The sequence below is a fragment of the Chryseobacterium sp. T20 genome (assembly GCF_047345655.1).
Lineage (GTDB): Bacteria > Bacteroidota > Bacteroidia > Flavobacteriales > Weeksellaceae > Chryseobacterium.
The window spans coordinates 552,681-573,995 of sequence record NZ_JBLFDU010000001.1; the positions used below are offsets into that span (position 1 = coordinate 552,681).

Sequence of the window (21,315 nt, forward strand, 5' to 3'; positions counted from 1 at the left end):
AAAGAGTAATCAAAAACGCAGTGTAAAAAAGGGAGAGATTCCAAGAACTCTGGCTCTTTTTCAAAAATAAGTCAACAAATCGACAATAAATTACAATCATTTAAATATCAGCAATTTAAACAACCAAATACACCATGTAGTACCCATGTAGTATAGTCTTTTTTCTTGTTTTCATTAAAAATTTTCATATTTGACCATTGAGACCACTAAAAAAACCGAGTGGTGAAAAGAGAATATTTTCGAGTACTGTCTGACCTGATAAATCAGACAGTTTTTTTTTGGATTATTTTAAGGTATCAAAGAAATGATAAATATCTGTTTCTCCCGGAATATTCAATTTTTTTCTGATCCTGTATTTTTTCTGCTGAATACTCCTATGCTGAACCATCGTATAGTTTGCTATTTCTTTAGAGGTAAAATGAAGTTTAAGCATTGCACAAAAAATCAATTCAGAATTTTCAAGATTGGGATTAATCGTTAAAAGCTGAGCAATAAACTCGGGGTAAGTTTCTTTAAAACGATCCAGAAATTCAGGGTCATTTTTTTTACCCAGTTCTATAATTTCTTCCTGTTTATTGTCATTCATTCTTATTTTCAGGTTTTCAGCTTCTTTAGCAAGAACTTTTTTCCGTTTTCTTAAAGTAAGAATAATTCTCCAGGCATATAATCCCAGCAGGCAAAGACCAATAAACGACAGAGAAACAATCCAATAGATTTTACTTGTATGATGATGAGCATCCTGTTGGGCAACTGTAATAAAAGACTCCATATCCTGATTGATGGTAGCCAGCAAAGAGCTATTGGTCCGGTAAAAAGCATCTGTATAGGCTTCCAAATAAAAATAAGCCTTTTCTTTATCACCGGTACGTTCATATAACATTCTGAGATCGTTATAGATATACTTACCATAATAAGCATAGACACGTTTTGTTTTATCATTGATTTTCAATGCTTTATTCAGAGCCTGTTCTGCCTTATCATATTGTTTATAATAAAGAAAATATTCCCCCAGAATGGTATTGGCATAAAGAGCTATTCCGTCCTCTTTACCTCTCATATTGGCTTTGTTGTAAGCCGTCATTATATATTTATAGGCAGAATCTTTGTTTCTCCGTATATAAACATAATCACTGATAGCACAATCTGTAAGACCTGTATTATCCAGTTTTTTCGCTTTATGGAAATATTCAAGGGCCTTTCCATAGTCTTTTTTTTGAACAAGATAAATAGCCTGTCTGAAATAAATACTGAAAAGCAGATCATTTTTAAGTTCTGACGGATCACTTTTCTTTATAAAGTTCATGGCTTCATTATTATATTGAAAAGCTTTATCAAGCCTTCGAAGCTCTATATTGAAACGGCCATAGACGTTATAAAATCTGGCTTTGTGGATGTTGTCCTCCGAATCATCCAGAATCTCTTTTGCATTATCAAAGAGAATTTGTGATTTCTGAAAATTTTCCAGGGATATATTGAGTTCTGCCAGATTGATATAGCAGAGCGCCTTCCCATCCGCATAATTCATTTCATCGGCCTTTTTGTAATATCTCTTATTAAGATTAATCAATGAATCATACGCTCCGGCAATTCTGAACTTTTCATTCTGTTTCAGCAAGGCAACGTCAAATTTCTTTTCAGCCTCTTTCTTTGAATGAGAATGGCACGAAACTAAAACAAACAGTAAAACAGAAAGAAAAATACGCATCATAGGTTTCTCTAATTAAGCTAAAATTCCTGTATAAATCATGATTAATAATGATCTTTTTAGAATAACAATCCTGTTTAATTTTAAAGTTCTCAATGGTTATTTCTGATAAGATCAACAATAAAATCTTTTCATAAAACAGAATCCTGCTGCTTTTATTGTGATATATTTCTTTATTCTGCTAAGTTTTCAAAAAAGTCATAAATATCTGTTTCTCCGGGAATATTCAGTCTTTTTCTGATCCTGTATTTCTTCTGTTGAACAGATTTATGTTGTACAAAAGTATAATCTGCAATCTCTTTGGATGAAAAACGTAATTTCAGCATGGCACAGAAAGCCAGCTCTGAATTTTCAAGATCCGGATTGATCTCCAGCAGCGACTTAATAAATTCAGGATAGAATTCTTTAAATTTCAACAAGAAAGAAGAATCATTCCTTTTAGCCAATTCAATCACTTCCTGTCGCTGCTTTGTCTGAACATGGTTTTTCAACGTATCGGTTTGCTCTTTTAAAGTATTCTTCTTCTTTTGTAACCTGTTAATTATTTTCCTCACATATACCCCTGAAACGGTTAGTACTGTGATAGACAATGCAATAAATAACGGAAGATCATTTTTATGCCAGTCTGATTCCTGCTTCATTTCTGAAATAAAATCTTCGGTAGCTTTATTCATAACGACAAATCGTTCTGCATCAAACCTTCCTTCCTCTTCCATATATTTCTTCAGATAAAAATAGGCCTTACCTCCGTCATTCTTTTTCTTGTATAATTCTGCAAGTGCTTTGTAAACTTCTTTTATATGGGAAGAATAGGTTCGTCTTGTCTTAATGTTGATCTCCAGGGCTTTTTTAAGGGCTTTTTCAGCCTCTTCACTATTATCAATTTCATTATAATAATATCCCATTGTATAATACACCCAAAGAGATTCCACATCCGTTGTTTTCTGGCTGATCATTTTTTCATCTGCTCTGGCAATGTATATACCCGCAGAATCAGGTTTATGGGTAAATAAATAATATTGTGCCACCATACAATTGGTATACGCCGAATTTTCCAGCATATTTGCTTTGGTAAAACATTTTAAAGAAGTTCCATACCATCCTTTCCATGCATAGTAAATTCCTTTGTTTACATAAAGTCTTGGCAGAAGTTTCTGGGTAAGTTTCGTTTTTTTTGCCTGTTTTAAATAATAAAATGCTTTGCTATTACATTCTATAGCCTTATCATTGAGTTTAAGGTGAGAATAATACAGGCTGTAATCATCATAGAAGACTGCTTTATGGTAAGTATTTTCAGAATTGAACAGATCTTTTTCTGCTTTATTGAAAAAGAACCGGGCTTTTTCATAATTCCCTGCAGAAACATTTACACTTGCCATATTCAGATAGCAGAGTCCTTTTCCTCCTGTATACCGCATTTTGGCGGCTTTCTTCAGATATTCTTTATTAAGCCGGACAAAAGCTTCATATTCACCGGACAGTTGAAGTTCTGAACTTTCAGTCAATAGAGATACATCAAAGTTTTCTCTCTCTGCATTTTGAGGTTCACTATGACATGAAAATATAGCCAAAAATATTCCCATGCAGATTGTAAAGGCTATTATTTTCTTTATACCTTCTGAGTTTATCTTTATATTTTTAAAAATGATTAAGTCAATTTTTCCCATCACCACTTTTCCCTATATATCTACATATCTACCTATTCACTTATTTACAAATAAGTTGATAATTTTCTACCGTTATTTAAATATTATTCCCCAATGAGTGTTATAAATATACATAATTTATCATGTTCCTTATGAAATAAACGAGTTATTTCGCAAAAATGTAACATTCAAATAAAATAATGTAATATTCCTCCTTAAACAAGCACTTTTTTAAATTTGAAAGACTGCATTTACATGCTTTTCTGATCAAAAAGTGTATATTTTGTTTATAATAAGACTATCTGAAATGAAAATTGTTACAAATAGATGAGATGGTTTTAAAATTTTAATCAATTATTTAAAATTCTGTTGCTAAATAAAATTATCTCCATCTTTGTATATATATAAATGAAAACCTGATCAGCATGAATATTATTAGCTATCGAAAACTTCTTCCCGAAGAAAGCAAAACATACCGTACCATCCGTCTGGAAAGTCTGGAACAGTTCCCGGCATCATTTGGAGCCAACTACCATGAAGCCTTGAAAATTGAAAAATTTCAAATAGAAAAAGATATTGAAGAACAGACTTTTGGAAGATTTGTATTGGGTGCCTACGCAGATGGTCTGCTTATAGGCATATGTACTTTTGTTAAAAATGAGGAAAACTCTGGCATGATTTACCAAATGTATGTAAAAAAGGAGTTCCAAGGAAAGAATATAGGTCAGGGATTGATTGAAGCTGTTATTCATGAAGCAGGAAAACAATTTAATGATATTGAAATTTTTTTAGAAGTTGCCCCTGGAAATGACAGGGCTTACAATTTATACAGAAAGACAGGATTTTTGGAAGTAGAAAAAACTTCTGCCCAACATATCAGCAATTGTCTCATGATGAAATATATGCCTGAATAAAAATTGAATACCCCTCAAAATCCTGATGCAGAAACCTAGTACTGCATAGTTAAATATTATAATGGAATCAGGCTATTTACTAAATTTAACAACGAAAAAAGGATACAGCTCTATACCATACAATGTATCATTAATTTTTAAGTTAAATTAAAACATGAAAACGGAAAATTTTGAAACAATATGTGATGATGGTGTAAAGCTTAAAGGTATTCTTCTTATTCCGGATCATCCAAAAGCAGTGGTTCAATTTAACTGTGGCACCGGAACAAAAAAAGAATTCTATTTGTCTTTCCTCACCTATCTTGCTGAAAATGATTTTCTGTGCTGTCTTTGGGATTACAGAGGAAGCGGAGATTCTTTTTCCAGAAATCTGAAAACCTGTGAGTTCACCTTTTCAGATTATGGAGTAAAAGATATGCCCGCCATCAAAGATTTTTTAAATAAAAAGTTTCCCGATCTTCCTTTTATGATTGTAGGGCACAGTGCCGGAGGCCAGCAAATCGGATTTATGAAAAATCTGGATAATGTAAAGGGAATGATCAATTTTGCCGTATCTGCAGGCTATTATATGAATATGCCGTTCTCATACAGAATGAAGGCTTATTTTTATTTTTATATGTTTGCTCCCATAAGTGTTCTGATGACAGGATATGTAAAAGCCAAAACCTTTGGATTAATGGAAAACCTGCCCAAAAATGTAGTGTATGAGTGGCGAAACTGGCTTGAAAAGAAAGATTACTTTTTCGATGCTCAATTTTATGGTACCACTGTTCCTATAGGGCATTTCAAGAATTATACATTCCCCATTCATCTATTCTGGACCACAGATGATACGATATCCAGCCAGAAAAACACTGAAACATATTGGCAGCACATTGACAGTAAAGAAGATATTACTTTCACAAAACTGATTCCTTCGGAATTAGGATTAAAAAAAATTGACCACTTTGGTTTTTTCAAAAAAAATATGAAAGACAGGCTTTGGATACATGTCGTAGATAAATTGAATCATTTTATTTAAACATGTAATTCTGAATGCATTCATTTTAACTTGTATTGATCTCACAAAATTAAAATCTCAGTATAAAGAAAAACGGACAAACCATTATAAAATAGTTTGTCCGTTTGTTGTGACCCGGCTGGGATTCGAACCCAGGACCCATACATTAAAAGTGTATTGCTCTACCAGCTGAGCTACCGAGTCGGCCATTTACTTTTTCAAGCAAATCCCTTTATTTAAGGGACTGCAAAGATAGAAACTTTTTCTTTATTTACAATACTTCCCCGAAATTTAAAGACCTGAATCTCGTTAACTTTTACAGAATCAGAGACAAAAATTTTACTACTTCTGCCACAGATATAAATTTTAAATTTCAAATCTTGTAAAACGGATAAAAAAAAAGACTTTCAATAAAAAAGGATTATTCTATTGAACAATCCTTTTTATGATAGAAACCAGAGTTTCTGTTAAAGCTACTTTCTTTCCTAAAATTTTTTATAAATTTTCTTTGAAAAAAGGAACAACTTTTTCTAATGCCTGTCTTACCGGCTCAGGCTGGTCATAAAGATCATAATGGGAAAAACCTTTTATAACTAATAATTCTTTTTTCTCTGATGCAGCACGACGAGTAATTTCGTATCCGTCCCTATATGCTCCGAATCCTCCTGGTTTATCTCCTACCACTACCAGAATGGGTTGGGTCAATAAGGTTTCTGCAAGATAAAACGCATCCCAGCCCATTCCTATGCCTAAACGTGAATATACAGCACTTGTGGCTCCTCCAACAGTCTGCCCTCTTGAAGTTTTATAATAATCCGTAGCCTCCAGTACATCTATATCTTCAATCCCAGCAGCTTTACCTACTTCCACACTTTCAGGCAACATATTGATAGTCAACAAATCACCACCCTTGGCTTCAGAACTTCTTTGTGCAGCTATCTGGCCCAGGACTTCCATAGGGCTTCCGCCTGCAAAACCGTCACGTAAAAGACGTCCAAAGTTGACTCCGGTAATGGAAACCACTGCTTTAATACGGCGTTCAGTCATCGCAATATTCAAAGAATATGCACCTCCTCCACAAACTCCCATTATCCCGATTTTTTCAGCATCTACATAAGGCAGAGTTTCCAGATAGTCGATGGCATAACGTACATCGTCTGTACGCTGGTATGGATTTTCAATATATCTGGGTGTTCCTCCACTTTCTCCCTGAAAAGAAGCATCAAATACCAACACAACAAACCCTGCTTCTGCTAATGCTTTACCATAAACATTTCCTGCTGTCTGTTCTTTGCAGCTTCCAATAGGATGCATGGAAATAATGGTTGGATATTTTTTATTCTGATTAAAGCCGGATGGAAAATGCAAAATTCCAGCATTGTCCCAAGCTATGTTTTTAAATGTTATTTTTTGTGTATTCATTGTGATTAAATTGGGTAATGTTTATAATTTTTCAGAAAAGAAAGTTACCAGCTGATCAACAGCCTCATTCACATTATTTTCTCTGTCGTACAATGACATATGGTTTGCTCCTTCTATGATATATTTTTTCTTATCTGCAGTTGCTGCAATATTTAGAAGATCATCACTCATCCAAGCGCTTCCTGCCACACTTCCTACAATTGCCAGCAGAGGTTGTGTGAAGAATGATTCTGCTTTATTGTAAGCATCATAGGTAATAATCTGGGTAAGGCTTCGTAATGTTGCCCATCCCGGAGCTGTAGGATATTGGCAGCGGTCTGTATGATAATATTCCCATGCTTCCCGCAATTCTTCGTTAGGAGCATCTTCTTCTTTCATAGGGGCTAAAGGCATAGTCTGCAGTCCTTCTTTTGCGTCATTGGTTCTTGCACCGGCTCCTGCCATAAGATATGGCATTGCATCAGCATCTTTTATATTATTTTCCCAGCCATTACGAAACATGGAACCAATATTTACAGCGCTTACCATTCCTACCGCTTTAATTCTGTGATCGTTAATGGCTGCATTTGCGGTATAGCCAGCACCGGCACAGATACCCATCGCTCCTATCCTTTCTGCATCTACATAAGAAATAGTGGTCAGATAATCTATTACCGCACTTATATCCTCCGTTCTGATATAAGGATTTTCCAGCTGACGTGGTTCACCTGTACTTTCACCCGGATAAGAAGCATCATAAGCAATAGTGAGCCAGCCTTTTTCTGCCAGTTTCTTTGCATATAATCCGGATGCCTGTTCTTTTACGCCACCACCGGGATGCGAAACGACTATCACCGGATACTTTTTATTTTCATCAAATCCTTCGGGGAAATTGACAATTGCTGATAAGGTAATATCCTGTCCGTTTCCATTTTTAATACTGATTTTCTTTTGTAACATGATCTTATTTTTTAAATTAAAATATTTGTTATTTTGATAGAACAAAGTTACCATGAGTACCTGCTCAGATATGTAGACAGATTACTCTAAAACGGAGACTTTTTACAGTTTGTAATTTTTCTCCAATAAAAAAAGCAACCTCAAAGGCTGCTTAATATGCAATAGTTCAGATGTTTTATGGCTACATTCCTCGGAACACTTTCGGAGACATACCGGTTTTTTTACGGAAAAATCTCGCAAAATAATTAGGATAATCAAACCCCAGACTATAAGAAATTTCACTGATGGAAAGTGACGTATTTTTAAGCTTGTCTTTTGCCTGTTTTAATACAAAATTATGAATATGCTCTATAGGCGATTCGCCGGTAAAATGCTTGATCAGATCTCCAAAATAATTAGCAGACAGGTTGGCCTTCTGTGCAAAAAATGCAACAGACGGAAGACCTGAAACTTCTTCTTTCTGACTGAAATACTGTTTCAGATTTTCATAAAAATTTTCAATTACTGAATCATAAATACTGCTTCTTGAATCAAACTGTCTGTCGTAAAACACTTGTGTATAAGACAAGATCAAGGTAATATAAGACAGGATAATATCTCTGGAATAGTTTTCTTTTTGGAATTCATTATATGCCTTTTTATAAAGATCCCACAGGATTTCCTCCTCTTCTTTTGTAAGAAATAAAGCCTCATGGTTATTGTAGTGAGGGAAATTATATTCTTTTGCCAGTTTATTGATATATTTGGCGCTTACCAGAATATTATAGCCTGACTTAGGAGTATTAATATCCCAATCCAGATTGTTCTGCGGACAATCAACATACATAAAGGACTTTGCCTGATCTTCCAAAAAATCGGTCTTCTTAAAGTTCTTTTCCAAAGGTGGTTTTATAGCCAGCAAATAGAAATCTATGGTAACGAGATCAGATTTCAACCTTATATTTTGCTCGTTTTCAAAATTGATGATAAGCAAATCTTCATTTTTAGGTTGAGCAACGTTCAGATATGATGCAAATTCTTTTATATTAAATATTTTATTAGCCATTGCTTCAGAAATAATGTGTATACAAAAGTAGTTTCTTTATCAACTAACATAAGGATACATTTTAAGGTAAAAAAGAAATATTTTACTGATTTTCAAAAACGGGTGCTTTTATCATCTTCATCTCATGTATTGATGGTATAAAATAATAAGGTTATCAGAATGACGAAAATTAAAAATATTAAATAAAACAGAATACAAAAAAAGCTTCAACGTATGTTGAAGCTTTTTTCAAGTGACCCGGCTGGGATTCGAACCCAGGACCCATACATTAAAAGTGTATTGCTCTACCAGCTGAGCTACCGAGTCGGCCACTTACTTTTTTAAGTAAAACCCTTTGTTTAAGGGACTGCAAAGATAGAAACTTTTTCTTTATTTACAATACTTTCCGAACATTTTATGCCTGTGATTCTGCTAACTTTTACAATATCAGATATAAAAATTTTACACACCTCAGAAGGTTCTTAATGTAAATTTCAAAAATGAACCAAAAAGGCTTCCGATGAAAAATTGAAAACTGCAAATCCCTTTGCTACTCGCGGACGATCAGTAAATCAATTTTATTTTCTTAAAATTTGAAACAACCTTAATATCAATAATTTGCTTTTTTCAAATAAATTTACTATATTGATGGATGAAAAAAAATGAACGTCAGGATAATATAACACACGCTGGCAAAATTAACGAACGAACAAAAGCATTGGAAGTCCTTGAAAAAGCGAAAAAAGTACAAGGAAAAATTACATTTCTCCGCCAGGGAGTCGGGAGAAACTTTAAGCCCAAGAATGAGGAATAAAGATATAGCTGAATTTCAATTGCAAAAAGTACGAGTACAATCAACTGGTCCGTTAATTTAAATAATCGGCCATTTTGAAACATTATAGCAAACACTATAAATAAAAAACCTGCAAAAATAATTTGCAGGTTTTTTAATGCTTTTGAAAATTTTCATTTTCACATTGTGACCCGGCTGGGATTCGAACCCAGGACCCATACATTAAAAGTGTATTGCTCTACCAGCTGAGCTACCGAGTCGGCCACTTACTTTTTCAAGTAAATCCCTTTGTTTAAGGGACTGCAAAGATAGGAAAACACTGTTTAAATCCAAATTTTTCTATGCTTTTTTGTGATAAATCTCACCACTTTAAATTTAAACACCTGTTTATAAATTAATTACGCTTACTATTTTTTTCAATAAAATTACAGAATGAGCAATCGTTTAATTAAAAATAAAATTTCCGCCAATTTTTACGGTTGACGAAAATTTTAAAACCCATCTATTTTTCTGTTACACTCAACTTTCAGATTTTCTATTCTGATATTCAAAAATCTCGATAATATTATCCATTGTCTCCTTACCCAGATGTTTTCCAATCAGATAAAGAGCAGCGTCAATTCCAGCGGTAATTCCAGCTGTAGTTATCAACTGTCCCTGATCCACATAACGAATATTCCTGATCACATTTGCCTCCGGATTATACTGTTCTAAAGTATCTAACAACATGCTATGGGTAGTAATATCATGGTTTTCAAGGATGCCTGTTCCGGAAAGCAGCATACTTCCTGTACATACTGTAAACACTACAGTTCCGGTATTGTAATAAGTTTTAATCCATTTTAAAACGGTTTCCTGAAAATCCATATCCTGGATATATTTCATAATGTGTTCCGGATTTGCTCCGGGAACCACAATCATATCCGGCTTAGGACAGGTATGAATATCGTAAGTAGGAATAGCAGCCATCGTATTGGCTTCCATATACACGGGTTCTTTTGTTTTTCCGACTGTAAAGCAATGATAAGAGTTGGGATGTACAACATTCGCCTTAACGAAAACATCCAAAGGACCATTTAAGTCAAGAGCTTCTACCTGATCATAAATTAAAAATGCGACATTCATTGTTTTAGTGTCTTTTTTCATAATTCTTTTATTTTTAAGATGATTATTTTTTTGAGTAAAGGCATAGTTCTTCCCTACCGATCATTGAGAATGGTCAGTTTCATTTTAAATCAGAACAGAAAAAAATTATTCTGTAGTTTTAAACGCTTTCCGATATTGAGCCGGAGAAAGGGAAATATTTTTAAGGAATACCCGGCGAAGCGAAATGGCATTGCTAAATCCACATTTAACGGCAATCATATCAATGCTCATCTCAGTATATTCCAGCATATTTTTAGCCTGATCCAGTCTCATTTTTTCAAGAAACCGGCCGGGAGTCATTCCTGATTCTTTTAGAAAGACTCTGGAAAAATTACGGGGACTCATATTCAGTGACTCAGCAATATATTCTACTGTTATAGCTTCATTCAGCTTATCTTTCAACAGGTCACGGACTTCTTTTGTAAAAGGAGACATTATTTCATATTCCGGCAGTGCATCTCCAAACTGCGACTGCATTCCGGCTCTTTTTAAAGGCAGAACAAGATGACGGGCAACTTCTATGGCCAATGGTTTTCCAAAGTCTTCTTCCAAAAGTGCCAGCGCAAGATCCATCCCGGAAGAAACACCTCCCGATGTATAGATAGGTTTATCACGAATAAAAAAAGGATTGACATTCACCTCTAGTTTGGGATAAGACTTCTGCAATGTATCTGCAAATTTCCAGTGGGTAGTTACCTGCTTACCATCCAACAGCCCTGCTTTGGCAAGAACAAATGCCCCAACGCAGACAGATCCCAACCGTCTTACGTCTGATTTTATATTCTGAAGATAATGATAGAGATCGTGGCTGATTTCCTCCAGTACACTCAACGCTGTCCCAGCTACCAGTAAAGTATCTACAGGAAAATCAATATCATAAATGGTATGGCTGCATGATAACGGCATTCCTGAACCAGAATAGATAATCTTCTCTGATGTTCCGGAAACGAGATATACATGATAGCCAATATCCTCTTTATCAATGTTCAGAAAACGGTTGGCCGCTGTAAAAACATCCCATGGTCCGGCGATATCAAGCAGCTGTACCTGTGGTAATGCCAGAAGTACTATATTTTTCATTCCTGTATGTTGTCCTTCTTTCTTCATATCTCGTTCTGTATGAGTACAAATGTAGAGAGAAAGGATCTTGTCTGCAATGACAAAAAACATACAATTCCGGCCAGAAGCGTTCATCCTTTTTCTAACAAAATAAAAGAGACTGCCTTATCAGACAGTCTCAGCACTCTACTATAAAATTAGCTAACAAGCTATACTTTTAAACTATGATTATCTCACTTATGCAGGTGACAGTCTGCGGGATTTCAGATAAAGAGCAGTACGATTGAGATAGGGAAAAAGAAAAATCAATAACAGCGAGGCAGCAAGAAGCCACACCATCATTTCATAATAATCCATCGCAAAGCGAACATGATCCTGAACATTCATCCTGGCTACCAACAGTTTATCGGCAGCTTTTACCGCTTTATCATCAGGCATTCCTCTTGCAATAAGTTTAGCCGTCTGCTGATGAAGAAAATTTTTAACTTCAGGATCAACAGCTGTTAAATGATCCTGAAAAGCGTTATAATGACGACTTTTTTCAAAGAGTTCAAAAAAATTGATAAGAGCAATACTGATACAAAATCCGAGATATCGTATGGCTAACGCTGTTGCAGCAGCGGAAGGTCCAATAACAGAGGGAACGGAAGAAATAATATAAATAATGGTCGGAACCATTATCAATCCTACCCCTAATCCCTGAAGAAATAGCGGAACGTAATAATTAAACTCATCAGCCTGAACATCAAAAGAATAATACATTAATCCATGAAAGATCAATAGCATTAAAAAACCTGGTCCCCAGATATACCGAATATTTTTCTTTTGCAAAACCATACAACAGGCAATAATGACCCCGATAATCAACCCTGCAAGATTGAACATATTAATATAGGATATATGGAATGGATCTAAATGCAGTTCTGATGCAAAGTAAGTGTTGACAATCCCCGAAGCAAATCTGCAGATATACATGACAAAAAGAATCAGTAAACCTACTTTAAAGTTCCTGTATCTGAAAACCTGCAGATCAATATAAGGTCTTTTAATAGCCTGCTGACGGAATATGGAGATTCCTGCTAAAACAATAATTCCGATTATACTTCCTAAAATCCGGCTATCTTCCAGCCAATAATATTCCTGACCAAAAATGGTAATATATCCTACCAAAACCAATATCGTACTGAAAAGTCCAAAACTCTGCCAGTCCAGTTTATACAGGTGAAATCTTGCATGGGTTCTGTAATTACTCATAGCCAGAGTCAGGAAAATAAGTCCCGGAAGATAAGAGAAGATGGCTGTTTTATAAACGATATTAAAATTATAGGAATCTATGAGGTCTGCGGTAATCAGATTATTGAATGGCAAAGCACAAATTAAGATTCCAAAAAATACTGAAAAACTGATCTCCCGCCCTCTTTCACTGCTCAATCTTGTAAAAATAAGAGTCAGGGAAAGGTTTACATTTCCGGCAAATAACATTCCCTGCATAAAACGAACCGGAAACAAAATATAGACTTCACGGGTGAAATAGCATATCAGGCAAGCCAGAATCTGCAATGTGGTGAACAGAAGAAAATATTCTTTTGCGGCCAGAAAACTGAAAAATCGTCTTTCCAGACTGTAAAAACCTACATATCCTGCATAAAACAAAGCTACTGAAAACTGGATGTCTGCTGGTTCACATCCATAATATCCGGCTGCTGCATTCACATTAGACAATGGCAGAAAAAAGATAATGATTCCCGGAAGTGTCATTGAAAAAAGGATGATCTTCACCAACCATTCCGGAGCCCATTTTTTGAAATAGGGCATTTGTCTTTTAGCCATTGGAATGCTTTTTATTGGCGTAAACATTCACATTCATTCCTACTTTCAGAACATCAATCTGGCTTCTTTGTCCATCCACTCTGATTCTTACAGGAATACGCTGTACAATTTTCACGTAATTTCCGGTAGAGTTATCCGGTGGAAGCAATGAAAAACTTGAACCTGTTGCCGGAGAAAGGGAAATAATCGTTCCCTGGAATTCTTTGTCCGGATAAGAATCCGCCACAATTTTCACATGATCTCCGATATGCATATCCTTGATCTGAGTTTCTTTATAATTGGCTACCACCCATTTATCAGTTTCATTATTGACTATAAAGGCCAGCGTTTCTCCGGCATCAATCATCTGCCCCACTTCTACAGTTCTACGTCCCATTCTTCCATCATATGCTGCGGTCACTGCGGTATAACTTACATCCAGTTTATGACGGTCTAGCAGTGCTTCCAGTCTTGCAATTTCTGCTAAAACAACTGTTTTTTCTGCCCGTATATCATTAATTTTAGATACTGAAGCAGCATAATTATCCTGAGAAGACTGATAATCGCTTTCATTGACATCCAGCGTTGCTTTCACATCTTCAAGACGTTGTTTGGTAGCAGATTCTTCATCATAAAGCTTTTTATATCGGTTATAATCAAGCTGCTGTTTCCAGACTTTTGCTTTGCTTGCATCTACCTGAGCCATTGCTGCTGCAGCTTCCTTTTCTGTAGTTCCTGTCGTGCTTTCCAATACTCTCAGTTGGGCACGCGCTTTCTGAATGGCAGCCTGAGTCTGTTTTTCCTGAAGAATATATTCGCGGTTATCAATAATCAAAAGAGTATCTCCTTTTTTAACTTCCTGGTTTTCCTCAAACTTTACTTCAACAATGAAACCTCCGGCTCTTGAAATAATAGGATTGACATATTCCTGAACCTGTGCATCATTGGTCTGCTCATATGCATAATAATTTTTTAAGGTAAAACCGCCCCAGACAGCAAGTGCGGCAACGATTACAACTGAAATCCATCCTGTGATCTTGGTGATCATTCTATCGGTGGGAGTATATTTTTTTTTCATTGTATTATAAAACGCCTGTAATGTTTTGTAGTAAATAATAATTGTTCTGTGCCATAATTTTGGCCGCTTCCAGTTCAAATTTTGTCTGAAGCAGCTGTATATCTGCATCCAGCAATTCTGTAATAAGAGAAGTCTGGCTGAAGTAAGTATTTTTGATAATACGTGCATTTTCCTTTGCCTGAGCGACATTGGCTTCTGCCACTTTTATCTGTTCCAAAGCTTCCTGGTAACGCAGATAAGCTTCTTTCACCTGTTGTCTTACTTTATCTTCCGTATCCTTGTGTACTTCCTCTTCTTTCTCAAACTCCAGCTGGGCAGCTTTTACTTTATGGGTGTTATGGTAAAGGGATGAGATGGAAAACGATGCTTTAATTCCAACGATTCCCAGAGAATACCAATAAGGATTGTAGGGATAAAGGAAAATCTGCGGATTGGCGTAATAAAACTCACCATACATCCCTACTTTAGGTCTTACATTGGCTTTTACCTGCTTCAGTTTGATTATACTAAGCGCTGTCTGCTGTTCAGAAACATGATAGTCAAAAGAATGATCCAGAGCCAGCTTCAGATACTCATTATAAGTTGTATTCTCATTCCACTGATTAAACGGTGCTTCTGGGATAACAATCTGCTCATCCGGAATTCCAAGAATAATATTCAGTTTCTGCATGGCAATGAGGATATCATTTTCTATAGTCACCAGAGCCATTTTTCTTTTGGAAAGTTCGAGTTCAATTCTTAAAACATCACTTTTTAAAACCACTCCATTTTTATAAAGAGTCTGTATCTCTTTAAGCTGTGTTTTCTGATCAGTGATGTCCTGTTTGATAAGATCTCTGAAGATTAATGTTTTCTGTAATTCAAGATAAAGCGCTGCAGTTTTGTAATGAATATCTGAAACGGACTTCTCTTTCTGAATATCCTTAATTTTCTGAAGGGTCTGATTTTCCTTAATCTTAAGATTCAGCTTATTTCCGTTATAAATGTTCAGGTAAAAATCTGCTCCGGCTCTGTAAAGTGTATGAATCACTTCATGCTGTGTTGGTTTGGAAAAAATTCCATTCTCATAGATGGGAATGTTGGACGCTTTTTCTGCAGAACCTTTGACTTCTATTTCCGGGAGACGCTCTCTTTTGGCATCTTTTACTTCGGCTTCGGCAATGTCTACGTTGATGGTATTGATTCTGATATGACGGCTGTTTTCTTCCGCTTTTTGCCATGCGTCTTTTAGGGAGAGTCGTATGGTATCCTTTGTTGGACTGCCGGTCTGAGCTGATATAGTGGAGGAAATTCCAAGCATCAGCAATCCGGCGACATAAATTTTCATTTGAATTTTTGAATTATTACACTGCAAATTTATTGGCAATCCGGAAATTTTATTTATCTAAAATAGTCAACTTTTACATGATTCCGGCCAAATGATTATATTTGTATTTTCTTTGGGATTTTAAACTTTTTTATGGGATTAATTGCTGCGCTTCCGGACATTGATAAAGACGATAAAAGTGTATTTGTTATGCACGAAAAATCAGAAAAACTGATTCCTTTTCACAAACATACCAAAGGACAACTGAGCTATGTGGAAGGTGGAATCGCCTATATTACGATTGACAACAGGACCTATGTGGTTCCGGCAAGACATTTCTTCTGGATTCCGCAGGGAATGGAACATATTTTAGAGATCGGACATACAGCAACGGTTCTGCGTTCTCTTTATTTCTATGCCCATGATGATGTCTCAGATCCTTTCTACAGCAGACTGGGCATTTATCCGGCATCAGAACTCCTGATCCAGATGATCAAATATTCTGAAATCTGGGATGAAAAACACGTAACGGCAAAAGATGAAAATTTTGAATTTTTAGTTGCTTTAAAAAAAATTCTTCCCAAAACTCACAAACAGCCATTGCCCATTATTCTCCCCGCCACCCACAACAAACAGATGATGAAAATTGTATCTTATCTGGAATGGAATATCGGGGAAAAATTGACACTGTCCAATGTCAGCAGCAGATTTGGGTTGAGTGAGCGTTCGCTATCACGGCTTTTCAAAGCGGATATGGATATTTCTTTCCTCCAGTATTTAAAAACATTAAGAATCATCAAAGCCATTGAGCTGCTTTTAAATACAGACAAACCCATCAATGAAATTGCTGATGATGTGGGCTACAGCTCTATCAGTGCCTTTAGTGATACTTTTCATGAGTTTACCCAATCACGACCATCAGATCTTAGAAAGAGTAATAAAGCGACTCAAAACATGATGGGCTAAACACTCCACGTATGATCTTCATCAGATTGAGAAAAAAATAAAAGACTAATTTATCTTTTATTAAAAATATCTTTCTATATTTGTCCCATAAAACTCAGTAAAATGTTTTCAAAAACGTGCGAATATGCTTTAAGAGCCTTGATCTATATTGCCCAGCAGTCTAAAAATGGCAGCAGGGTCGGGATTAAGGACATTTCAAAAAGCATCCATTCGCCAGAGCATTTTATTGCTAAAATTTTGCAGGATCTGAGCAGAAAAGGATTTGTACAATCTGCCAAAGGTCCGAACGGAGGTTTCTATATGGATCAGAAAAACCTGAATACTTCCATTGCCGATATTGTCAGAGAAATTGACGGAGACAAACTTTTTACCGGTTGCGGTCTTGGGCTTGATCAGTGTTCGGAAACGCATCCGTGCCCACTTCATGACCAGTTCAAAAGTATCCGACAGGATCTCCGAATCATGCTTGAAACCTCAAAAATTCAAATGTTTGTCGATAATCTGGATTTACAGCTTACTCATTTGAGAGCGTAAAAAAATTTAAACAAATAAAAGATAAAAAGATCTTTTAATATTAAATAAATCAAAATGAAATTAGAACTTAAAAATCCTTTCGTATTGATGTTACTCTGTCTGATTACCGGAATGTTTCTGACTATAAGTTTTCTGGAGACACCGTTGAAGTTTCAGGTTCCCGGAATTACCCTTCAGATTGCATTAGGATTAGGAAAGCTCATGTTTGGACTTTCTTCAAAAATACAATGGGGATTTCTTATTGTAATACTGCTATTGATGTCTGTCAGTTGGAAAAATCATACGAAAATTGATTTTATAATCCTGATTATTCTATTTTCCATACTTGCTATAGAACAATTCTGGCTGCTGCCAATACTTGATTCCCGGGTTGATTTACTTTCATCAGGAAAAGCATTACCTCCTACTCCATTACACGACTATTTTATTTATGCTGAAACCGCGAAAGCATTAATGCTCACCACAGCAATCATTTTACAATTCAAAAGAAATACAGTTCAATAATAACACTATGCATTATGAAAACACTCGTTCAAAATACCATTATTGTATTGACTTTAACCACATTATTATTTTCCTGTTCCAAACCGGAAACTACTCCCATTCCACAGGCTGAGCCTTATTCTGAACAACAAGTTGTCCAACCACAGCCAGTCGAAACAGTCCCTGAAGCTACAGCTTCCTCAGATGCTACAAAACATGGAGGATTGAAATTAATTGAAGGAACAGATTGCCTAACCTGTCATAAAATAGACTCAAAATTAATAGGGCCTTCTTATCAGGAAGTTGCTGCAAAATATTCGGATGCAGATCTCGATATGCTGGCACAGAAAATCATTGACGGTGGCAAAGGCAATTGGGGCGAAATTCCCATGACTCCTCATACAGGATTGAGTAAAGAGAATGCCAGACAGATGGTAAAATATATTTTATCTCTTAAAAAGTAATTAAAAAATTTTAAAATAATAAAAGACAAAAAAGTATTATATTATGAATACAAGAACAGACTTTATAGGAAATATGGTGGCTGAAGATTTCAGAACAGCCGCAATTTTTAAAAGACATGGTATCGATTTCTGTTGTAAAGGCGGAAGAACCATTGAAGAGGCATGCAGTAATAAGAAACTTGCTCCTGAAAAAATTTATGAAGAACTGGAAGCACTTCCAAAAAATGAAGGTTCTGCAATAGATTTCAACAGCTTGCCTCTGGATCTTCTGACAGATTATATTGAGAAAACCCATCACCGCTATGTAGAAGAAAAAACTTCTGTTTTGCAGGCATTTCTTGATAAACTGTGCAAAGTACACGGAGGAAGACATCCTGAACTGTTTGAAATCAATTCTTTATTTAATGAATCGGCACACGATCTGGCTGCCCATATGAAAAAAGAAGAACTCATTCTGTTCCCGTTTGTAAAAAATATGGTGAAGGCTAAAATATCCGGAAGTCCTCTTCCAAAGCCTCATTTTGGAACCGTAGAAAATCCGGTTCATATGATGGAACATGATCACACCATAGAAGGTGACCGCTTTAGAAGGATTGCGGAAATTACCAACGAATATCTTCCGCCCGCAGATGCCTGTAACACTTATAAAGTAGCTTTTGCTATGCTTCAGGATTTCGAAAATGATCTGCATAAACACATTCACCTTGAGAACAATATCCTTTTCCCAAAAGCCATCCGACTGGAAAAAGAATTTGCCGTTGAATCTTAAAAATTAATACAGAATGACACCTAAAAAACTTTGGATATGGCTTGCTGTAGTAATGGTTGCTTCGTTTGCTGTTCTTATCTTCTACGGAACTGAAATTTACAGAAAAATCCCACCCATTCCGGACAAAATAGTCAGTACAGATGGAACGGTGATTGCAACCGCGCAGGATATTAAAGACGGACAGAATGTCTGGCAGTCTATTGGTGGACAAACAGTGGGAAGTATCTGGGGACATGGTGCCTATATTGCTCCGGACTGGACGGCCGATTACCTTCACCGGGAATCTGTTCTGCTGCTTGATGAACTGGCAAAAAAGGATGGTAAAGTTTACAAAGAACTTCCGGATGAAGAACAGGCCAAATATCAGGTTTTGCTGAAAAAAGAACTTCGCACCAATACTTTTAATGAAAGTAAAAATGAAATTGTATTCTCCCCGGAGCGGGCTGAAGTGCAAAAACAGCTTTCACAGTATTATTCAAAATTATTCATGAATGATGCTTCCATGGCAACACTTCGGGATCAGTACGCCATTCCTGAGAATACCATCAAAGACACCGGAAGAATTGCCAAAATGAATGCCTTCTTTGCATGGAGCACATGGGTTTGCATCACGGAAAGACCTGGAGATGATGTGACCTATACCAATAACTGGCCGCATGATGAATCGGTTGGAAACGTTCCTCCTCCTTCACTGCATTTATGGTCAGGGTTCAGTATATTACTTTTATTAGGTTCAGTAGGCCTTTTGGTATTTTACCATGCCAGAAACAAGGAGGAAGAAATCAGTGAAGCTCTGCCGCTGGAAGATCCTCTTCGAAATATGAAACCGACCCCTTCTATGAAAGCCACGTTGAAATATATTTGGGTCGTTGCTCTGTTGATCCTTGTTCAAATGCTTGCTGGTGTAGTTACAGCCCATTATGGTGTGGAAGGAAGCGGATTTTACGGGATTCCTTTGGACCAGTTTTTACCACAGTCGGTTTCCAGAAGCTGGCACGTACAACTTGCGATATTCTGGATTGCCACTTCATGGCTGGCCACAGGACTTTATATTGCTCCAGCAGTTTCAGGGCATGAACCGAAATATCAGAAACTGGGAGTGAATATATTATTCGGAGCCTTACTGATTGTTGTCCTGGGGTCATTAACCGGGCAATGGCTTGGGGTGATGCAAAAGCTTGGTCTGGTAGATAATTTCCTTTGGGGACATCAGGGATATGAATATGTAGAACTGGGAAGAGTGTGGCAGATCCTACTACTCATCGGGCTTATTCTCTGGCTGGTTTTAATGGTCAGAGCATTGCTTCCCGCTTTAAAACGCAAAGATGGAGACCGTCACTTGCTGACCTTATTTACCCTTTCATCCGTAGCCATTGCCTTATTTTATGGAGCAGGATTAATGTATGGAAGACAAACTCATATGGCGATTGCAGAATACTGGAGATGGTGGGTTGTTCATCTTTGGGTAGAAGGATTTTTTGAAGTTTTTGCAACGGTAGTGGCTGCCTTTTTATTTACAAGACTGGGATTATTAAGGCTGAAATCTGCCACCAATGCTGTTTTATTTTCTACCATTATTTTTCTTGGCGGAGGAATTCTGGGGACATTCCACCATCTGTATTTCAGTGCTACTCCTACTGCTGTACTCGCTTTAGGAGCTACTTTCAGTGCGCTGGAAATAGTACCGCTTGTTCTGATAGGGTATGAAGCCTACCAGAATTATCAACTGAGTAAATCAACCCAATGGATTCAGGCTTACAAATGGCCTATCTACTGCTTCATTGCCATGTGCTTCTGGAATTTCCTTGGTGCTGGAATCTTTGGATTTGCCATCAACCCTCCTATCGCATTGTACTATATCCAGGGACTGAATACCACTGCAGTACATGGTCATGCCGCTTTGTTCGGAGTTTATGGAATTTTGGGAATCGGATTAATGATGTTTGTTTTGCGAGGACTTTATCCTGACCGTCAGTGGAATGATAAATTAATTGGCTGGGCTTTCTGGATGATTAATATCGGATTATTGGTGATGGTAACCATCAGTCTTCTTCCAATAGGCATCATGCAGTCTGTAGCCTCTATAAAAGAAGGTTACTGGTATGCACGTTCTGCAGAGTTCATGCAGACGGACATTATGCATTTTCTGAGATGGATGCGTGTGCCGGGAGATATTTTGCTGGCTGCCGGTGAACTGCTTTTAGTTATTTTCATTATCGGACTGAAATTTGGCTGGTCGTTGAAAGAAAAACGATAGT

General features: G+C 36.5%; 19 protein-coding genes and 3 tRNA genes. 9 read left to right on the forward strand and 13 right to left on the reverse strand.

What is annotated here, in order from left to right; translation table 11 throughout:
- Window positions 1-283: 283 nt before the first annotated feature.
- Together ACMA47_RS02490 and ACMA47_RS02495 are read right to left on the reverse strand one after the other, a co-directional pair.
- Window positions 284-1,708, reverse strand: a complete 1,425-nt coding sequence (locus tag ACMA47_RS02490) for a tetratricopeptide repeat protein (protein ID WP_413928535.1) — start codon at window positions 1,706-1,708, stop codon at window positions 284-286.
- 170 nt (window positions 1,709-1,878) lie between these two features.
- Window positions 1,879-3,288 carry a tetratricopeptide repeat protein gene (locus tag ACMA47_RS02495; protein WP_413928536.1) on the reverse strand — a complete coding sequence of 470 codons (1,410 nt, stop codon included), beginning with the start codon at window positions 3,286-3,288 and terminating at the stop codon, window positions 1,879-1,881.
- A 488-nt stretch (window positions 3,289-3,776) separates the two neighbouring features.
- Here ACMA47_RS02495 and ACMA47_RS02500 point away from each other — a divergent pair, with 488 nt between their 5' ends.
- Both ACMA47_RS02500 and ACMA47_RS02505 read left to right on the forward strand, forming a co-directional pair.
- On the forward strand, window positions 3,777-4,265 hold the full coding sequence (locus ACMA47_RS02500; protein WP_413928537.1) for a GNAT family N-acetyltransferase: 489 nt from the start codon (window positions 3,777-3,779) through the stop codon (window positions 4,263-4,265).
- A gap of 154 nt (window positions 4,266-4,419) precedes the next feature.
- Complete coding sequence (locus ACMA47_RS02505; RefSeq protein WP_413928538.1) at window positions 4,420-5,286, forward strand: alpha/beta fold hydrolase; 867 nt, start codon at window positions 4,420-4,422, stop codon at window positions 5,284-5,286.
- Window positions 5,287-5,396: 110 nt separating this feature from the next.
- On the opposite strand, the gene ACMA47_RS02510 is transcribed toward ACMA47_RS02505, so the two are convergent.
- The 5 genes from ACMA47_RS02510 to ACMA47_RS02530 all read right to left on the reverse strand — a co-directional run bounded on the left by ACMA47_RS02510 (window position 5,397) and on the right by ACMA47_RS02530 (window position 8,977).
- Window positions 5,397-5,469, reverse strand: a tRNA-Lys gene (locus ACMA47_RS02510).
- Window positions 5,470-5,760: 291 nt separating this feature from the next.
- The gene (locus tag ACMA47_RS02515; protein WP_413928539.1) at window positions 5,761-6,687 is read right to left on the reverse strand and encodes an alpha/beta hydrolase; all 927 of its coding nucleotides are present in this window, start codon (window positions 6,685-6,687) and stop codon (window positions 5,761-5,763) included.
- Between the two features lie 21 nt (window positions 6,688-6,708).
- Window positions 6,709-7,626: an alpha/beta hydrolase gene (locus ACMA47_RS02520; RefSeq protein ID WP_413928540.1), complete on the reverse strand. Its 918-nt coding sequence runs from the start codon at window positions 7,624-7,626 to the stop codon at window positions 6,709-6,711.
- A 181-nt stretch (window positions 7,627-7,807) separates the two neighbouring features.
- The gene (locus ACMA47_RS02525; RefSeq protein WP_413928541.1) at window positions 7,808-8,671 is read right to left on the reverse strand and encodes a helix-turn-helix domain-containing protein; all 864 of its coding nucleotides are present in this window, start codon (window positions 8,669-8,671) and stop codon (window positions 7,808-7,810) included.
- A 233-nt stretch (window positions 8,672-8,904) separates the two neighbouring features.
- Window positions 8,905-8,977: transfer RNA gene (locus ACMA47_RS02530), tRNA-Lys, on the reverse strand.
- A gap of 325 nt (window positions 8,978-9,302) precedes the next feature.
- Here ACMA47_RS02530 and ACMA47_RS02535 point away from each other — a divergent pair.
- On the forward strand, window positions 9,303-9,464 hold the full coding sequence (locus ACMA47_RS02535) for a hypothetical protein (RefSeq protein WP_156106559.1): 162 nt from the start codon (window positions 9,303-9,305) through the stop codon (window positions 9,462-9,464).
- Window positions 9,465-9,630: 166 nt separating this feature from the next.
- On the opposite strand, the gene ACMA47_RS02540 is transcribed toward ACMA47_RS02535, so the two are convergent.
- From ACMA47_RS02540 to ACMA47_RS02565, 6 genes are all read right to left on the reverse strand, one after another.
- Window positions 9,631-9,703 (reverse strand) — tRNA-Lys (locus ACMA47_RS02540).
- A 259-nt stretch (window positions 9,704-9,962) separates the two neighbouring features.
- On the reverse strand, window positions 9,963-10,589 hold the full coding sequence (locus ACMA47_RS02545) for a DJ-1/PfpI family protein (RefSeq protein WP_413928542.1): 627 nt from the start codon (window positions 10,587-10,589) through the stop codon (window positions 9,963-9,965).
- Window positions 10,590-10,694: 105 nt separating this feature from the next.
- A complete protein-coding gene (locus ACMA47_RS02550) occupies window positions 10,695-11,696 on the reverse strand; it encodes a GlxA family transcriptional regulator (protein WP_413928543.1) in 1,002 nt (333 codons plus the stop codon).
- A 189-nt stretch (window positions 11,697-11,885) separates the two neighbouring features.
- The gene (locus ACMA47_RS02555; RefSeq protein ID WP_413928544.1) at window positions 11,886-13,478 is read right to left on the reverse strand and encodes a beta-carotene 15,15'-monooxygenase; all 1,593 of its coding nucleotides are present in this window, start codon (window positions 13,476-13,478) and stop codon (window positions 11,886-11,888) included.
- Complete coding sequence (locus ACMA47_RS02560; protein WP_413928545.1) at window positions 13,471-14,535, reverse strand: HlyD family secretion protein; 1,065 nt, start codon at window positions 14,533-14,535, stop codon at window positions 13,471-13,473. Before ACMA47_RS02560 ends, ACMA47_RS02555 begins: the two co-directional genes overlap by 8 nt.
- Window positions 14,536-14,539: 4 nt before the next feature.
- On the reverse strand, window positions 14,540-15,862 hold the full coding sequence (locus ACMA47_RS02565; protein WP_413928546.1) for a TolC family protein: 1,323 nt from the start codon (window positions 15,860-15,862) through the stop codon (window positions 14,540-14,542).
- 132 nt (window positions 15,863-15,994) lie between these two features.
- On the opposite strand from ACMA47_RS02565, the gene ACMA47_RS02570 reads away from it, so the two are divergent.
- From ACMA47_RS02570 to ACMA47_RS02595, 6 genes are all read left to right on the forward strand, one after another.
- On the forward strand, window positions 15,995-16,807 hold the full coding sequence (locus tag ACMA47_RS02570) for a helix-turn-helix domain-containing protein (protein ID WP_413928547.1): 813 nt from the start codon (window positions 15,995-15,997) through the stop codon (window positions 16,805-16,807).
- A gap of 102 nt (window positions 16,808-16,909) precedes the next feature.
- Window positions 16,910-17,341 carry an RrF2 family transcriptional regulator gene (locus ACMA47_RS02575; RefSeq protein ID WP_413928548.1) on the forward strand — a complete coding sequence of 144 codons (432 nt, stop codon included), beginning with the start codon at window positions 16,910-16,912 and terminating at the stop codon, window positions 17,339-17,341.
- A gap of 54 nt (window positions 17,342-17,395) precedes the next feature.
- Window positions 17,396-17,845 (forward strand): hypothetical protein, encoded by a 450-nt coding sequence (locus ACMA47_RS02580; protein ID WP_413928549.1) that lies wholly within the window; start codon window positions 17,396-17,398, stop codon window positions 17,843-17,845.
- 14 nt (window positions 17,846-17,859) lie between these two features.
- Window positions 17,860-18,288 carry a c-type cytochrome gene (locus tag ACMA47_RS02585; protein WP_413928550.1) on the forward strand — a complete coding sequence of 143 codons (429 nt, stop codon included), beginning with the start codon at window positions 17,860-17,862 and terminating at the stop codon, window positions 18,286-18,288.
- Window positions 18,289-18,331: 43 nt separating this feature from the next.
- Window positions 18,332-19,057, forward strand: coding sequence for an iron-sulfur cluster repair di-iron protein (gene ric, locus ACMA47_RS02590; RefSeq protein WP_413928551.1), 726 nt, complete (start codon window positions 18,332-18,334; stop codon window positions 19,055-19,057).
- A 13-nt stretch (window positions 19,058-19,070) separates the two neighbouring features.
- On the forward strand, window positions 19,071-21,314 hold the full coding sequence (locus ACMA47_RS02595; RefSeq protein WP_413928552.1) for a nitric-oxide reductase large subunit: 2,244 nt from the start codon (window positions 19,071-19,073) through the stop codon (window positions 21,312-21,314).
- Window position 21,315 lies beyond the last annotated feature (1 nt).

Bases quoted from the DNA above. Each gene is read 5' to 3' on its own strand.
- ACMA47_RS02505 (WP_413928538.1), top strand. From the start codon at position 4,420: ATGAAAACGGAAAATTTTGAAACAATATGTGATGATGGTGTAAAGCTT.
- ric (WP_413928551.1), top strand. From the start codon at position 18,332: ATGAATACAAGAACAGACTTTATAGGAAATATGGTGGCTGAAGATTTC.
- ACMA47_RS02595 (WP_413928552.1), top strand. From the start codon at position 19,071: ATGACACCTAAAAAACTTTGGATATGGCTTGCTGTAGTAATGGTTGCT.
- ACMA47_RS02555 (WP_413928544.1), bottom strand. From the start codon at position 13,478: ATGGCTAAAAGACAAATGCCCTATTTCAAAAAATGGGCTCCGGAATGG.
- ACMA47_RS02575 (WP_413928548.1), top strand. From the start codon at position 16,910: ATGTTTTCAAAAACGTGCGAATATGCTTTAAGAGCCTTGATCTATATT.
- ACMA47_RS02580 (WP_413928549.1), top strand. From the start codon at position 17,396: ATGAAATTAGAACTTAAAAATCCTTTCGTATTGATGTTACTCTGTCTG.
- ACMA47_RS02570 (WP_413928547.1), top strand. From the start codon at position 15,995: ATGGGATTAATTGCTGCGCTTCCGGACATTGATAAAGACGATAAAAGT.
- ACMA47_RS02500 (WP_413928537.1), top strand. From the start codon at position 3,777: ATGAATATTATTAGCTATCGAAAACTTCTTCCCGAAGAAAGCAAAACA.
- ACMA47_RS02515 (WP_413928539.1), bottom strand. From the start codon at position 6,687: ATGAATACACAAAAAATAACATTTAAAAACATAGCTTGGGACAATGCT.
- ACMA47_RS02535 (WP_156106559.1), top strand. From the start codon at position 9,303: ATGAAAAAAAATGAACGTCAGGATAATATAACACACGCTGGCAAAATT.
- ACMA47_RS02585 (WP_413928550.1), top strand. From the start codon at position 17,860: ATGAAAACACTCGTTCAAAATACCATTATTGTATTGACTTTAACCACA.
- ACMA47_RS02545 (WP_413928542.1), bottom strand. From the start codon at position 10,589: ATGAAAAAAGACACTAAAACAATGAATGTCGCATTTTTAATTTATGAT.
- ACMA47_RS02495 (WP_413928536.1), bottom strand. From the start codon at position 3,288: ATGGGAATATTTTTGGCTATATTTTCATGTCATAGTGAACCTCAAAAT.
- ACMA47_RS02550 (WP_413928543.1), bottom strand. From the start codon at position 11,696: ATGAAGAAAGAAGGACAACATACAGGAATGAAAAATATAGTACTTCTG.
- ACMA47_RS02520 (WP_413928540.1), bottom strand. From the start codon at position 7,626: ATGTTACAAAAGAAAATCAGTATTAAAAATGGAAACGGACAGGATATT.
- ACMA47_RS02565 (WP_413928546.1), bottom strand. From the start codon at position 15,862: ATGAAAATTTATGTCGCCGGATTGCTGATGCTTGGAATTTCCTCCACT.
- ACMA47_RS02525 (WP_413928541.1), bottom strand. From the start codon at position 8,671: ATGGCTAATAAAATATTTAATATAAAAGAATTTGCATCATATCTGAAC.
- ACMA47_RS02560 (WP_413928545.1), bottom strand. From the start codon at position 14,535: ATGAAAAAAAAATATACTCCCACCGATAGAATGATCACCAAGATCACA.
- ACMA47_RS02490 (WP_413928535.1), bottom strand. From the start codon at position 1,708: ATGATGCGTATTTTTCTTTCTGTTTTACTGTTTGTTTTAGTTTCGTGC.